This is a genomic window from Vibrio sp. 1751, from assembly GCF_033339895.1.
Classification (GTDB): Bacteria; Pseudomonadota; Gammaproteobacteria; order Enterobacterales; family Vibrionaceae; genus Vibrio; species Vibrio alginolyticus.
On record NZ_JAWOVM010000003.1, the window covers coordinates 26,244 to 41,586 of the forward strand.

13 protein-coding genes and 1 riboswitch are annotated in these 15,343 nt (G+C 42.9%); of the genes, 6 read left to right on the forward strand and 7 right to left on the reverse strand.

Annotation, left to right across the window (positions count from 1 at the left end):
• Positions 1-253: 253 nt before the first annotated feature.
• Entirely contained in the window at positions 254-1,534 is a 1,281-nt protein-coding gene (aroA, locus tag R7041_RS02055; protein WP_005387883.1) for a 3-phosphoshikimate 1-carboxyvinyltransferase, read from the forward strand.
• Between the two features lie 63 nt (positions 1,535-1,597).
• Here aroA and R7041_RS02060 read toward each other — a convergent pair whose 3' ends face one another.
• Positions 1,598-1,846, reverse strand: a complete 249-nt coding sequence (locus R7041_RS02060; RefSeq protein ID WP_005387884.1) for a YciN family protein — start codon at positions 1,844-1,846, stop codon at positions 1,598-1,600.
• Between the two features lie 434 nt (positions 1,847-2,280).
• On the opposite strand from R7041_RS02060, the gene topA reads away from it, so the two are divergent.
• The 4 genes from topA to R7041_RS02080 all read left to right on the forward strand — a co-directional run bounded on the left by topA (position 2,281) and on the right by R7041_RS02080 (position 9,097).
• Complete coding sequence (topA, locus tag R7041_RS02065) at positions 2,281-4,911, forward strand: type I DNA topoisomerase (RefSeq protein WP_005378351.1); 2,631 nt, start codon at positions 2,281-2,283, stop codon at positions 4,909-4,911.
• Between the two features lie 608 nt (positions 4,912-5,519).
• Entirely contained in the window at positions 5,520-6,737 is a 1,218-nt protein-coding gene (gene glgC / locus R7041_RS02070) for a glucose-1-phosphate adenylyltransferase (protein WP_017634726.1), read from the forward strand.
• On the forward strand, positions 6,727-8,184 hold the full coding sequence (gene glgA / locus R7041_RS02075; protein ID WP_064367985.1) for a glycogen synthase GlgA: 1,458 nt from the start codon (positions 6,727-6,729) through the stop codon (positions 8,182-8,184). Before glgC ends, glgA begins: the two co-directional genes overlap by 11 nt.
• Before the next feature lie 109 nt (positions 8,185-8,293).
• A complete protein-coding gene (locus tag R7041_RS02080) occupies positions 8,294-9,097 on the forward strand; it encodes an alpha/beta fold hydrolase (protein WP_017820032.1) in 804 nt (267 codons plus the stop codon).
• Between the two features lie 31 nt (positions 9,098-9,128).
• On the opposite strand, the gene R7041_RS02085 is transcribed toward R7041_RS02080, so the two are convergent.
• From R7041_RS02085 to torD, 5 genes are all read right to left on the reverse strand, one after another.
• Positions 9,129-9,449 (reverse strand): DUF2007 domain-containing protein, encoded by a 321-nt coding sequence (locus R7041_RS02085; RefSeq protein ID WP_017820033.1) that lies wholly within the window; start codon positions 9,447-9,449, stop codon positions 9,129-9,131.
• Positions 9,450-9,469: 20 nt separating this feature from the next.
• On the reverse strand, positions 9,470-10,156 hold the full coding sequence (locus R7041_RS02090) for a TVP38/TMEM64 family protein (RefSeq protein ID WP_005378366.1): 687 nt from the start codon (positions 10,154-10,156) through the stop codon (positions 9,470-9,472).
• Positions 10,157-10,270: 114 nt separating this feature from the next.
• Positions 10,271-10,861, reverse strand: a complete 591-nt coding sequence (locus R7041_RS02095) for a TfoX/Sxy family DNA transformation protein (RefSeq protein ID WP_005378367.1) — start codon at positions 10,859-10,861, stop codon at positions 10,271-10,273.
• 116 nt (positions 10,862-10,977) lie between these two features.
• Positions 10,978-11,067: riboswitch (cyclic di-GMP riboswitch) on the reverse strand.
• A gap of 287 nt (positions 11,068-11,354) precedes the next feature.
• Entirely contained in the window at positions 11,355-12,359 is a 1,005-nt protein-coding gene (purR, locus tag R7041_RS02100; RefSeq protein WP_005378368.1) for an HTH-type transcriptional repressor PurR, read from the reverse strand.
• Positions 12,360-12,827: 468 nt separating this feature from the next.
• Positions 12,828-13,475 carry a molecular chaperone TorD gene (gene torD, locus R7041_RS02105; protein WP_206949124.1) on the reverse strand — a complete coding sequence of 216 codons (648 nt, stop codon included), beginning with the start codon at positions 13,473-13,475 and terminating at the stop codon, positions 12,828-12,830.
• A gap of 266 nt (positions 13,476-13,741) precedes the next feature.
• Between torD and torR the strand changes: the two genes are divergently transcribed.
• Positions 13,742-14,452 carry a two-component system response regulator TorR gene (gene torR, locus R7041_RS02110; RefSeq protein WP_005378370.1) on the forward strand — a complete coding sequence of 237 codons (711 nt, stop codon included), beginning with the start codon at positions 13,742-13,744 and terminating at the stop codon, positions 14,450-14,452.
• 72 nt (positions 14,453-14,524) lie between these two features.
• On the opposite strand, the gene elyC is transcribed toward torR, so the two are convergent.
• The gene (gene elyC, locus R7041_RS02115) at positions 14,525-15,310 is read right to left on the reverse strand and encodes an envelope biogenesis factor ElyC (RefSeq protein ID WP_005387893.1); all 786 of its coding nucleotides are present in this window, start codon (positions 15,308-15,310) and stop codon (positions 14,525-14,527) included.
• Between the last annotated feature and the right edge of the window lie 33 nt (positions 15,311-15,343).

A 15,343-nucleotide genomic window follows, 5' to 3' on the forward strand; every position in this document is an offset into this window, starting at 1 on the left:
CATGTACAGTCGGGCTGGCTTATAGTCAAATAAAGTCGAAATAGTTTGCTGTTTCGCCGTGCTTCTTTCGCTCTGATTTACATCGCTGGCAATGCCTTTAATTCTGTATCTTTAGGCTACTTGAGGATATTCATAAATTAGCGCCGATTTACTCTGGTTTTGTCGTGTTTTTTTGGGTAGTCTGAATTCACGAAGAATTGTTTAGCCCTCATAAAAATCGTATGTTGAGGGCACAAAGGATTATCAACTTTTAATGGAAAGCCTAACGTTACAACCTATCAATAAAATTCAAGGGGAAGTGAACCTTCCTGGCTCTAAAAGCGTTTCTAATCGAGCTCTTTTACTTGCTGCTCTTGCTAAAGGCAGAACTCGCCTTACTAATCTCCTCGACAGTGATGATATTCGTCATATGCTGAATGCGCTGACTAAACTAGGCGTTCAATACCAACTTTCCGAAGATAAAACAGAATGTCTCGTTGAAGGCCTTGGGCGTCCGTTTTCTGTCTCAGAGCCGGTAGAGTTATTTCTCGGCAATGCTGGCACTGCGATGCGACCATTAGCTGCGGCTCTTTGTCTTGGAGAAGGGGAGTATGTACTGACGGGCGAACCTCGTATGAAAGAGCGTCCAATTGGTCACCTTGTCACGGCACTGAAAGATGCTGGTGCGAACGTTGAGTACATGGAAAACGAGAACTTTCCACCTCTCAAAATAATTGGTACTGGCCTAAAAGCAGGTACAGTTTCTATCGATGGGTCCATTTCAAGTCAGTTCTTGACCGCTTTCTTAATGTCTGCGCCATTGGCTGAAGGTGAAATTCGCATCAACATCGAAGGCGATTTGGTTTCTAAGCCTTATATCGATATCACCCTGCATATTATGAAGCAGTTTGGGGTCGATGTGATCAACAACGACTATCAAGAGTTTGTGATTCCAGCCGGTCAGCAATACATCGCTCCAGGTGATTTCTTGGTTGAAGGTGACGCGTCTTCTGCTTCTTACTTCTTGGCGGCGGCAGCCATCAAAGGTGGAGAAGTTAAAGTAACGGGTATCGGTAAAAACAGCATTCAAGGTGATATTCAATTTGCTGATGCGCTTGAAAAAATGGGTGCAGAAATTGAATGGGGTGATGACTACGTAATTTCACGTGTTGGTCAATTAAAAGGCATTGATATGGATTACAACCATATCCCTGATGCTGCAATGACCATCGCGACAACAGCGTTATTTGCCGAAGGCACTACCGCTATTCGTAACGTTTATAACTGGCGTGTAAAAGAAACAGACCGTTTGTCAGCTATGGCGACTGAGTTACGTAAAGTTGGTGCGGAAGTGGAAGAAGGGGAAGACTACATCATCGTCAAACCTGTTTCTCAGTTAAAGCATGCAGCGATTGATACTTACGATGATCATCGTATGGCGATGTGTTTTTCGCTGGTGGCACTTAGTGATACGCCTGTGACGATTAACGATCCAAAGTGTACGTCGAAAACGTTCCCTGACTACTTCGACAAACTTAAGGCTTTAAGTTGCTAAATATTCTGACCTAAAACAGGAAAGCCAGAGTGAATAACACTCTGGCTTTTTTGTTTCCCAATACTATTTAACCAGCGTAAATTCCTTAGAAAGGTGATGCGCTAAGTATTTGAACATATTGAATACTGCAGTCGTATTTGAAGTTGGTAAACCTTTGTCATCAAGGAAGTATTCACCTTTAAAAACTAAAACACCTTCTTTTTCTTCTACGCTTGTTGCTCGCATCCCCTCGATGTAATCATCGTGCTCTTGGATGATTTGGTTAGCGATCAAAAGAAGGTCGAACTCTTCGATAAACGTTCTATCAGACATATTCTTTCTACCATCCTATTCAGTTAAGAACGCTGAGTATACCTACAACTAAAATGGGTTTGCATGATTAATTCAGTCAATCGTTCAGTAAGACTAAACAGATCAATTTTTAGAGTATAAGCATGATGCGGAGGAAGATGGCAGAGCATTGAACCAAACTATTTTGTGATGGGTAACAAAATTTATTGCATTGGATTAGCGGATGCTAAGTTTGCCTGTTTAGATATGCCGCTCAATACCTTTCAGAACCCTGTCTCTTTGAAGTATAAAGACGATGAATTGTCAACCAATCGGATCTGAATTTCAAAAAAGCAGTTGATCTTCTTTTCATCTCGCACAATAGTAAAAAAAGAAGCAATGAAATAGAACATTATGCGGGTGGCCTTTAAACAAGGTTTCTACCCGCATTATTATGAAGGACGTTAGAGTCAGTTATGGGTAAATCACTCGTTATAGTGGAGTCACCAGCCAAGGCAAAGACGATAAATAAGTACCTTGGTAAAGACTTTATTGTTAAGTCTAGTGTTGGTCATGTGCGTGATCTGCCTACGGCCGGTCAAAGCACTGGTGAGAAAAAAGCCGCAGCCATCTCAACTAAAGGGATGAGTCCGGAAGAGAAAGCGCGCGTTAAAAAAGAGAAAGACCGCAAAGCGTTGATCAAAAAGATGGGGATTAACCCATATCATGACTGGGAAGCGAATTACCAAATCCTTCCAGGCAAAGAAAAAGTTGTCAACGAACTACAAAAACTCGCCAAAGACGCAGATTGCGTTTATCTCGCAACCGATTTGGACCGCGAAGGAGAAGCAATCGCATGGCACCTTCGTGAGATCATCGGTGGCGATGAAGAGCGATACAAACGTGTAGTTTTTAACGAAATTACGAAAAACGCGATCCAACAAGCTTTCCAGACACCTGGCGAGCTGAACATGGATGGTGTAAATGCCCAACAAGCACGTCGCTTCATGGACCGTGTCGTTGGTTTTATGGTTTCACCTTTACTTTGGAAAAAAGTGGCTCGTGGTTTATCTGCTGGTCGCGTGCAGTCTGTTGCGGTGAAACTGTTAGTTGAGCGCGAGCGTGAGATTAACGCGTTTGTACCAGAAGAATTCTGGGACATTCATGCGAATACGAAAACGAAAGACAAAGCGGACTTTAAACTGCTTGTTGCTCAGAAAGACGGTTCTGCGTTTAAGCCAGTTAATGAGGCAGAAACCAAAGCAGCGATGTCTGTACTTGAGAATGCAAGTTACGAAGTATGTAAGCGTGAAGACCGCCCTACAAAGAGCAAGCCCTCAGCACCTTACATCACCTCTACGCTTCAACAGGCAGCAAGTACACGTCTGGGCTACGGCGTGAAAAAGACCATGATGCTAGCTCAGCGCCTCTATGAGGCCGGTTACATCACTTATATGCGTACTGACTCGACTAACCTAAGTGCCGAGGCTGTGGACGCTGTACGTGACTTTATTGGTTCTGAGTTTGGTGATAAGTACCTACCAGCGAAACCATTGACGTACGGTAGCAAAGAAGGAGCACAGGAAGCGCACGAAGCGATCCGTCCTTCAAATGTGGGTGTTAAGGCGGAAGACCTGCAAGGTGTCGATGCTGATGCGCACAAACTTTACGCTTTGATTTGGAATCAGTTTGTAGCGTGTCAAATGACGCCAGCAGAATACGATTCAACAACCATTAGCGTAAAAGCGGCAGAATACACGCTTAAAGCGAAAGGCCGTATCCTTAAATTTGACGGCTGGACTCGTGTACAGCGTCCAATGGGCAAAAACGAAGATACAATCCTTCCAGCGGTACAACTTGGCGATAAGCTAAGCTTAGAGTCACTTGACCCTAAACAGCACTTTACAAAGCCACCTGCGCGCTACACTGAAGCAGCACTGGTTAAAGAGCTGGAGAAACGAGGCATTGGTCGTCCGTCGACTTACGCATCGATCATTTCTACGATTCAAGATCGTGGCTACGTGAAAGTTGATCAGCGCCGTTTCTACGCTGAAAAAATGGGTGAAATTGTTACTGACCGCCTTGATGACAGCTTTAACGATTTGATGAACTACGACTTTACTGCGCGTATGGAACAGAAATTGGACCAAATCGCTGAAGGTGAAGTGAACTGGAAAGCTGTGTTAGACAACTTCTTTGCTGATTTTACTGGCGATCTTGAAAAAGCGGAGCTAGATGAGTCAGAAGGCGGTATGAAGTTAAATCACATCGTCATGACGGATATCGAGTGTCCGACGTGTAGCCGTCCAATGGGCATCCGTACTGCTTCGACAGGTGTGTTCTTAGGCTGTTCAGGTTACGCGTTACCACCAAAAGAGCGTTGTAAGACAACCATCAACTTGGGTGACGAAGAAGGTATTATTAACGTTCTAGAAGAAGACGTTGAAACCGCAGCTCTGCGCGCTAAAAAGCGTTGTCCGATCTGTGAAACAGCGATGGACGCATACCTGATTGATGACAAGCGTAAGATGCATGTTTGTGGTAATAACCCGAATTGTGAAGGCTACCTTGTTGAATACGGCGAGTTCAAAGTAAAAGGCTACGATGGTCCAGTTGTTGAATGTGACAAATGTGGCTCTGATATGGTGCTTAAGAACGGTCGCTTTGGTAAATACATGGATTGTACGAGCGAAACGTGTAAGAACACTCGTAAGATCTTGAAGAATGGCGAAGTCGCGCCCCCGAAAGAAGATCCTGTTCATTTCCCCGAGTTGCCATGTGAAAACTCAGATGCGTATTTCGTACTTCGTGATGGTGCTTCAGGTCTATTTATGGCGGCAAGCAACTTCCCGAAATCGCGCGAGACACGTGCTCCTTTGGTTGCTGAACTGGCACGTTTTGAAGAGCGTTTACCTGAGAAGTTCAAATACCTAGCGACCGCACCGCAAGAAGATCCTGATGGTCGTCCTGCAGTCGTACGCTTTAGTCGCAAAACAAAAGAGAACTACGTTCGTTCGGAAGAGAATGGCAAACCATCTGGTTGGACAGCGCTCTTTGTTGACGGTAAGTGGGAAGTCACTGATAAGCGTAAAAAAGCGAAAGCATAAAAACGTACGATCTAAGTAATGTAAAAAGGCAGCGATATCGCTGCCTTTTTTGCGTTTTGTTTTTGCGTAAAGGCCACTGTGTTGTTCGTATAGATCTTTGCTGCTTTGACTGAGTTTTGCTGACGCAAGAAGATCCCTGCATCAATATTTCGTAGTCGCTGATGTATTTTTTATGTAAAAAATATTCGTTGTAACTTTCATTTTGCATTCACATATTTGTTATACATTGGGCTAAAAAATCGGCGGTGTAGTGAATCCGTTCGTAAATTGTTTTCACAATGTAATCGTTTGCTTTTCCATGTGTGATCTAGATATCGTCTTGAGTACGCAAGAGCTGTATGGTACACAGAATGGCGTATTAAAAATTGTAATTTAGAACCCGCTTAGATAATTTATTACAAAAATTAGTGCAACTGTGTGCATTGTTTGCGTCAAAAAATAAGGAAAGAGTGGACGTTGCATACTGGAAGTGCCGTAGCTTTTTTATCCGTGTTGTAAGAGTTCACAGAAACTCAGAGACGGTTGCTAAATGTATTCGCTTGACTCCCCGAGTATGACTCATTCAAGCGAGTACCAAATCCAAGCTATAACGATATGGAGAACAACAAATGGCTGGTGTTTTGGGAATGATTCTTGCTGGCGGTGAAGGCTCTCGTTTGAGACCTTTAACGGAATCTCGCAGTAAACCTTCGGTACCGTTTGGTGGTAGTTATCGATTGATCGATTTTGCTCTAAACAATTTTGTTAATGCGGATCTGATGCGCATTTACGTCCTAACCCAATTTAAATCTCAATCTTTATTCCATCACTTAAAAAAGGGGTGGAACATCAACGGCATTACAGACCGCTTTATCGATCCTATTCCCGCTCAAATGCGTACTGGTAAACGTTGGTACGAAGGGACGGCGGACGCGATCTATCAAAACCTGCGTTTTATGGAGTTAGAGGAACCAGAGCAAGTTTGTATTTTTGGCTCTGACCATATCTATAAGATGGATATCAAACAAATGCTGAACTTCCACTCAGAAAAGCAGGCTTCTCTGACGGTATCTGCATTGCGCATGCCACTAAAAGAGGCGTCGCAATTTGGGGTTATCGAAGTGGATAGCGAAGGCCGTATGATTGGCTTTGAAGAAAAACCAGCAAATCCGAAGTCGATTCCTGGTGACCCTGATTACGCTTTAGTTTCAATGGGTAACTATGTTTTTGAAGCTCAGGTACTGTTCTCAGAGTTGGTCGAAGATGCGGATAATGAAGCTTCATCACATGATTTTGGAAAGGACATCATTCCAAAGATGTTCCCTAGAGGTGATGTGTTCGTGTATGACTTCAGTACCAACAAAATCAGTGGCGAAAAAGAAGAGGTGTACTGGCGTGATGTCGGAACTATTGATGCGTACTGGCAAGCGCATATGGATCTGCTAGAAAAAGATGCACCATTTTCGCTGTACAACCGTAAATGGCCATTGCATACCTACTACCCACCATTGCCACCTGCGACATTTACCGACTCTGATAATGGTCGTGTGCAGATAATCGATAGTTTAGTGTGTAATGGCAGCTATGTTAGAGGCTCAAGAATCGAAAAGTCGGTGCTTGGTTTTCGCAGTAATATTGCTTCTGCTTGCGATATCAGCGAATGTATACTTCTTGGTGACGTAAAAATTGGCGAAGGATGTGTTTTACGTCGTGTGATTGTCGACAAGGATGCCGATATTGCTCCTGGTACTCAGATTGGTGTGAATCTTCAAGAAGATAAAAAACACTTCCACGTGTCTGAGGAGGGCATTGTTGTTATTCCGAAAGGAGCTCGAGTTGGCTACTAACAACTTATCTATTCTGTTTGTAGCTTCTGAGGTTGAAGGCCTCATTAAAAGTGGTGGCTTGGCAGATGTTGCCAAGGCACTACCGGAAGCCCTTCAAAACCTACAGCAAGACGTAAGAATTACCATCCCTGCGTACAGCAGTATTGATAAACTCGCAGACGCAGAAGTTGTATTAGAAACAGAATTAACATCATGGCCGCATACGGAGTATCGAGTTTTGCGGTTCATGTTAGGTCAAAATCCTGTTTACCTGATTGATTGTCCGCCGTATTTCAATCGACCATCAATGTATGCGGAGAACAACCAAGCGTATACTGATAACGGCGAGCGCTTTGCGTTTTTTAGTGCAGCATGTCTCGACATGTTACCCAAGCTCGCCTTTCAACCTAATATCATACACGCGAACGATTGGCACACAGGTCTTGTTCCATTTTTGCTCAAGCACAGGTATGGCAATGATCCGTTTTTTGCTCATACTAAAAGCGTCATTTCAATTCACAATGCGGTCTTTAAAGGCGTATTTAGTTATGAAGACGTGCAGTGTTTGCCAGAGTTTCATTGTAGAAACGTTCCCGATGCTGCGGTGAGTGCAACGCATATTACGATGCTTAAAGCTGGTGTAATGAATGCAGATAAGATAAACGCGGTTAGCCCTACGTACGCAGAGGAACTAAAAACAGAGCTTGGCAGTCACGGCATGGCTTGGGAGTTTCAGCAACGCGCGCAGGACTTAGTCGGCATCTTGAATGGTTGTGATTACAGTGCTTGGAATCCGGAAACTGATACCTACTTGCCGGTTAATTACTGCGCCGACCAGCAAAGTATGTCGCAAGGGAAGAAAGCTTGTAAAAAAGCATTACAACAACGACTAAATTTGCCCGAAAAAAATGTAGCTATGTTCGGTATGGTTTGTCGGTTGACCCAGCAGAAAGGCGTTCATTACTTGTTGCCTGCTTTGGCCGATTTTTTAAAGCACGATGTTCAGCTAGTTGTCGTTGGGACCGGAGACCCTGTTCTTGCCGCTCAGTTACGAGAGGTTGCCGCGCAGTTTTCTAGCAAATTTGCCTTTGTAGAAGCGTATGACAATGAACTTGCGCATATCGTTGAAGCTGGTTCTGATTTCTTCTTGATGCCTTCTGAGTTTGAACCATGTGGCTTAAACCAAATCTATAGTATGGCTTATGGGACATTACCGATAGTACGCGGTGTTGGTGGCTTAAAGGACAGCGTTAGCGATTATGATGTAAACCCATCTGAAGCAACGGGGTTTGTTTTTTTCGAACCGACACCGCAGGCATTGTTGTTAACGATGCTAAGGGCACTGTTGCTCTACGCTCAAAACGAGCCTGAAGTGAATAAAGTACAGTTGCACGCGATGCAACAAGACTTTTGTTGGCAAAAGGCCGCAGAATCTTATTTGCAGCTTTACCACTCAGCGTTAGTTTGACTTAAAATTGTAACGAAAGGCACCGAATGAGGTGCCTTTATTATCTTGAGTAAGGGGAGTGTGGTAGGATGGCTTTTTACTCAATAGCACGATCTTTTTGATACTCAATATGACCCAGCCGCTACTTTTTCATAAAACCTATTTGCACCCTACTAGTAATGAGTGGGTTGTATTTGTGCACGGTGCTGGTGGTAGCTCTTCTATCTGGTTCAAGCAAATTAAAGCTTACAAGCAACACTTTAACTTATTGCTGATCGATTTAAGAGGTCATGGAAAGTCAAATCAGTTACTTAAAGAGCTCATTGCTAGCCGTTATACCTTTACGGAAGTTACCCAAGATATTTTGAAAGTATTGGACCATTTAAAGATCCAATCCGCTCATTTTGTCGGTATGTCGCTTGGTACTATTATTGTTCGAAACCTTGCTGAATTGTCATCAGAGCGCGTACGTTCGATGGTGCTCGGCGGTGCTGTCACAAGGCTTAACACTCGTTCTCAGATATTGGTGAAATTAGGTAATTTTTGTAAGCATATCCTACCGTACATGTGGCTCTACAAACTGTTCGCTTATATTGTTATGCCTCAAAGAAGCCAACGAGAATCTCGCCACCTTTTTATTCGCGAAGCCAAGAAGCTTTGCCAAAAAGAATTTAAACGTTGGTTTATTCTTGCCGCTGATGTAAATCCGTTAATGAAATATTTTAAAGATCGAGAGTTACCCATTCCGACTCTTTACTTAATGGGCGACAGGGATTACATGTTTATTAAACCTGTCAAAGAAATGGTTGCAGCACATAAGCTCAGCATTCTACGAGAAATCCCGAATTGTGGTCATGTATGCAATGTAGAGCGTCCAGAAGACTTCAATCAACACTCCATCGAGTTTATTAAACAGCAAGCTGTATGTGCTTAAAACTGAGTGCATCCACTGAATAGGAGAGCCGCTATAGCTCTCCTAGTTGATATCCACATTGCCAACATGCACCAAATTGCCCTTCGTTTATTTCATGACATTTTGGGCATTGCCAATCTTGATACTCATGCCTATCGGATTGTTTTCGATATGCTTTTACTATTTCTTCAGCTTTCATCTTTTGTGCAGTGTCAAAAAGCCACACATAAGGATCGGTATCATCACCAAACGGCAGTTCTCCTTTTAAGCCGAAAATACCTTCTCCACGAACTTCACAGTAAATTTGTTCCACTTTAAGCAGCTCACATACAATGTGTGCTTCTGCTGGGTTTTTAGCGATAAATATTTTCATCAAAATACCCACTTCACCAATTACGAGTTTTGCTGACTTGGTGTCGGCCTTACTTTATTCATAACCCATTTAGTGATGATTGGAAATAGTCCCAATAGCGCAAAAGACGCTAATACTGCGGGTGAAACAATGCCCGATAGGCTTTCAATTGTTGCTAATTGAGTACCTGCATTCAGATATACGGCTGTGCCTGGCAGCATACCTATTTGGCTAGTGAGATAAAATCTACCTACAGACATCGGCGTTAAGCCCATCAGTAAGTTGATTAGAAAGAAAGGGAATACAGGGATTAGACGCAAGGAAAATAGATAAAAAGCTCCGTCTTTTTCGACACCTTGATTAATTGCGTTGAGTTTATTTCCGAATTTGTTTTGTACCCAGTCACGCAATAAGTATCGGCTGCTCAAGAAGGCCAGTGTTGCCCCCATAGTGCTAGCGAAAGAAACCAGCAGCAAGCTTGTCCAAAAACCAAATAAGGCTGCACCAAGTAAGGTGACTACTGCCGCTCCTGGGATAGAAAAAGCGGTAATTGCAATGTAGGTAAAAAAGTAAATCGCAGCCGAGAATACAAAATTCTGATCGATGTATGTAGTTAGTGCTTCTTGTTGGGCTTTTGCATTCTCTAAGGTTAAATACTGGCCAAAGTTAATACCTAAAAAGACGATAGCCGCTAGTAGGATGAGACCTAAAATCAGTTTCTTATTCATAATTTTGATTCCAATTTGGGATATATGTAATAAGACAGTAGGAAAACCGAAAAAATTTCACAAAAAAACCGCAGATTAGACTGCGGTTTTACAAGATAGCTTTTAGGCCGACTTTTATTGGAGGCCGTTCATCAACTCATCTCGGCGAGCTTGAGGTACCACACTCCAATGAGTGCCGTTGATAGCACCTTCTAGTGCCCATAGCAACTCAATGTTGACGGTTGCAGAGTGCGTATCTCTTATCGCTTTATAGGCGTTAAGCGCACCTTCCTCTTCAAGCTTCTCTACGGATTCGATGCCGGCTTTTTTTAGCATGCGCTCGGTAGCCAGTCGTAAGTTAGGCAAATCTTTCAAACGGTTAGGCTTTGTACTTGCTTGCTGTTCTTTCTCAAGCTTTGCCTTTTTCAATGATTGATTCGCTACTTCGATTAAGCGTTCGCTTGATTCCCATAAATCGCTGGAAATAGCGTAGTACTTTGTAACGACTGGAAAGCCACGTTTTTTATAAACGTAAGGCTTTAGCCCTTGTTTCTCGAAGTCAGATGAAGTTTTTTGGTCTGCTCTGATATGAAGCTGATTATTTACCACTAGTGCAAACATTGTTTCATCAGCGAATAGTCCGAAGCCACCAAACATTGAGCGCGACTTGATATTACCAAGTGCCTCAAATAGCTTCATAGAGTCTTTGAGTATCGGTTTATCCATGTTTTGTTATCTCGGTGTAATTAATATTACGCCACCAAAAGTCAGGTCCGAGAGAGTAGCAAACATGCGTAAAAACAATGTCATTACAGAGTAAAGTCATTGCTTACACACTTGCCATCGGTAACCCCGCTACCTTCCATATCGCAATATGGTTCAGGCCGGAGGCTTTGCGTCCCACTCTTTCGAATGGTTTGCCCTGTGCGTGACACAATGAGCATACTTCTTATATTGAATTAACATCACGGTTTAGCGTTAAAAGTGTGATTTTGGTTCAATAAAAATGATAGATTGAATGCTCTATTTTGCATATGGAAAGGTGCAAATTGGCCTTTGAAAAGGAGTTCTTAATATATATTACATTTATATAAAACAGGGAGTTAACGTTAGTCAATTGTTATTAGAGCGGTGTGAAGTATTAGAGAATGCTTAATTTTCCCAAAAAAATAAGCGCCCCTGTAGAGCGCTTATTTAACACGGTTAAATACAGTGAAATTTAGTTCATTTTTTTCACAGTATTTCGAATTACAAGCTCAGGTTGCATTTCGAAAATTCGTTTTTCGTGTTCTTTATCTTTGATACGCTCAAGTAGAATTTCGAATGCATTTTTACCAACACGACGTTTAGGTTGGTGGATAGTCGTTAGCGGTGGAGAGAAGTATTCCGCAAGCTCGATGTTGTCGTAGCCGATCACTGAAATATCTTCAGGAATTTTGATCCCGTTTTGTTGCAAGCGGCTCATTAGGCCTAGAGCCATTGTGTCGTTAAAACAGAATACCGCCGTCGGGCGCTTGTCCATTGCGGTAATTTTATCTGCAACTAATACGGCCGTATCACATTCAAAGTTACCTTCAAGGATCCAGTCTTCATTTACAGCTAGGTTCGCTTCGCTCATTGCGCGACGGAAACCTGCAATGCGCTCTTGGCAAGCAAGCTTTTCAAAATGACCGCTTAGACAAGCGATATCCGTATGGCCATTGTCAATCAGATGTTTGGTTGCAATGTAGCCACCTTCTTCTGAGTTATCCATGATCTTGTCTGCTTGTGAGCTCTCTGGGCCCCAATCCATGACCACTTTAGGAATGTCCGCATGACGGTCAAGCATCTCTTTTAGTTCTTCGGTTAAGTCAGAACACATCACTAGGATGCCATCAACGCGCTTTTCAGCCAGCATACGAATGTAATCGCGTTGTTTTTCGTAAATCCCGCCTGTGTTACATAAAATCAGAGTATAGCCTTGGCGGTAACAGTAGCTCTCAACGCCATCAATCACTTCTGAGAAAAATAGGTTAGTTGATTGAGTTACTAACATGCCAATCGTACGAGTTGAGTTGCATTTTAGGCTGCGTGCAACGGCACTTGGCGCGTAATTTAGCTCGTCAACGGCTTTCATTACTTTTTCTTGCGTTGCTTCTGCAACGAAACGCGTTTTATTGATAACGTGCGAAACTGTCGTAGTGGAAACGCCGGCTAAGCGAGCAACGTCTTTTATCGTGGCCATAAATGGTGTCCTGTATCGAGCTACTGAAATATGTCGTATTGGATGTACCTGATGCTCTAATGGTTTCACACCTAGCAATCTAAAATTGGCGCTAAGTGTCTCGGCAGCGGTTGATCCAAGTGCGACAAAAGGGTGCGTAGCAGCATCGGTCGATGAATTTTATCTTTTTTCTATCTGATGAGAAATTGCCATCAACCTGTTAAGAAAACACAAAAACCGCTATATTTCAGCGGTTTACATATAAATCATATTTAATCGTTTGCGCTCACATTTTAGCCCTATGTGGACTGACTAGCAATGTTTTCAGCAAGAGATTTGTGTATTTGAAGTCACATTTTGACTGCTAAATAACCAAGCGTCTTTGCGCTAAGTTAAGGCAAACGAATATTATACCCAAGTTACTTACAATCGGTCACTTTCAGGCATACAGGAAGCCCGATAGGCAGGCTCCCTAAAAATAGGCGGCAATTATTCACCAAGAAGGTAGGCGCTGTCTAGCTTACAAAATGCAACTAATAGTTTCGCGACACTCGAGTAAAATCCAAATTCGTCGAATTTTTTACATTTGTCTGAAAATTGAGGTAACCAAGACATCAATTGTTGCTGGATAAAGTTGTTTTGTTTAACGAAGGCTTCTTCCATGTGTTTTTCTTGTTCAAGCTCGTTTGAGCGGATAATCATGTTCCCGAGAAAGTCGAGCTCAACGGCTAAGTGATCCGCAGGTTCCTTTAGGTTTTCGTCTACTTGAACGCCAAATTCAGCCATCAACTTTTCCATTTCCTCAGCTGGCTTGTCATTCAGTAAACCTGATTCACCAATGTACATGGATGCGTAAGGAAGAGCGCCGTATTTTTCTGTCTTCAAAAACAGTTCACAAAAGTCAGCTGCAAGCTCTAGTTGTGCATCTTCACGATCTTGTAACCGATTCAGCGCATCAACTAGGCTATCAACGGCTGGTTTTAGCGACTCATTTTCACCTAAACCTGCGAGAAAACTGCGAATTTCAACACTGTGATAGGCTTCCAATTCTTTCTCTGTTAGTTCTTTTGCGAACAAGCTCGAAAACCACCAGTAAATTTCAGCGCGTTTTTCATTAAAAGCTTTCACTTCTTGCATTTTGGGCTCCTGAATGATGCTTCAAGTCATGCATCACAAAGTCAATTAGGGATATCCCCTAAGTGTAATCAATTAAAATGAATAGCAGTAACTATAATTGTTATGTTTTATGGTCAAAAATGACCGTTTATTAATAGCAATGGGCAAGCTTGTTTTGAATCAATAAAAACGCTAAATCTTGCGTTTTAATGTATCTATGACTAGAAATGTTACTAGTTATGAATAGAATACGTCTTGGATAATAAGAAGACAGAAAAGTGGTGTAAATGAGCTATCACGTATTAGTCGTAGAAGATGATGTTGTAACTCGTAGTAAGCTTGCGGGGTATTTCCAAAATGAGGGCTACCAAGTCAGCGAAGCAGAGAGTGGCGCAGAAATGCGTGAAGTTTTGCAAGCGGGCGATGTAGACCTGATCATGCTGGATATTAACCTGCCTGGTGAAGACGGCCTGATGCTTACTCGTGAGTTACGTAGCCAATCGGATATTGGTATCATATTAGTAACAGGACGCACGGATAGCATTGATAAAATCGTAGGCCTAGAAATGGGTGCTGACGATTATGTGACAAAACCTTTTGAACTGAGAGAGCTGTTAGTTCGCGTTAAAAACTTGCTGTGGCGTATTTCAGCAGCGCGCAGTGGCAGCTCGAAAGCGAATGAAACCAGTGAAGAGCACATTGTGCGCTTTGGGGAGTGGACATTCGACATTCAACGTCGCGCACTTAGCCGCAACGGTGAGCCAGTAAAACTAACTAAAGCAGAGTATGAACTTTTGGTGGCATTATCGTCTTACCCTAACCAGGTGTTAAGTCGTGAGCGTATTTTGAACATGATCAGCCATCGAGTGGATGCGCCGAATGACCGCACCATTGATGTTCTTATTCGACGTATGCGCGCAAAAATGGAGTTCGATCCTAAGAACCCACAGATTTTTGTAACGGTACACGGCGAGGGCTATATGTTTGCTGGTGACTAGTTTGAACATAACTCAATCGTAAAAAGAAAAAGGAGAGCTTCGGCTCTCCTTTTTTGTGGCTTCAAGATAATACTAGTTTGCTTCAACCATTGGTGTTTGGCCGACAGTATCACGCAACCTTTGCCAAATACTGCCCAAGTACTCATGCCAATAAAGCTCTGTTTGTTCTAAGTAACGCGCTTTAGGTGAGTATTTATCCCAAGGTTGACTTATCTCGCTAATAGCTAAGAAGTTGGTCGGGGCTGGGATTGGTTTAATGCCTGCTGCGTTGAACTCATACAATGCACGGCTCATGTGACTCGCAGAAGTGACTAACACAATCTCCTTTTGTTGGACGAATGCAGCCGCTTGACGCGCCTCTTCCCACGTATCTTTCGCATCTTCTAATAAAATGATATCGGATTTCGCGACTCCCAACGCAAGGGCAACGTTCGCCATCATTCGCGCGTGGCTAATTTCAGATCCGCCAGCATAGCCGGATAAGATTAATTTCGCGCCTGGATACATTCTTAAAATACGAATGCCCTCAGTTAAGCGCATTAATGCTGCACGGCTTAACTGCGAGGTGGGTGGAATTTCGTCATCGATAACATGACCATTCCCTAAAACCATCACGTAGTCGATGGTGCCAGAAACTGGCAAAAAGGCTTTATGCTCTCGCTCTAACGGCATAAGAAGCTTGGTTGAAACAGGTTGGAAGGCAACAAGAAAAATGCCAACAAAAGAGAATAGAACAACGAAGCAGCCAGTTTTACGTTTTGTAGTAAAACTAATGAGAGCAAGACCCAACAAGCCTATCAGCAGCAATGCCGGAAGGGGCATAAGCATGGCTGACACTACTTTTTTCAGCTCAAACATACATAAATAGTCCGAAAAAACATCAATTGATAA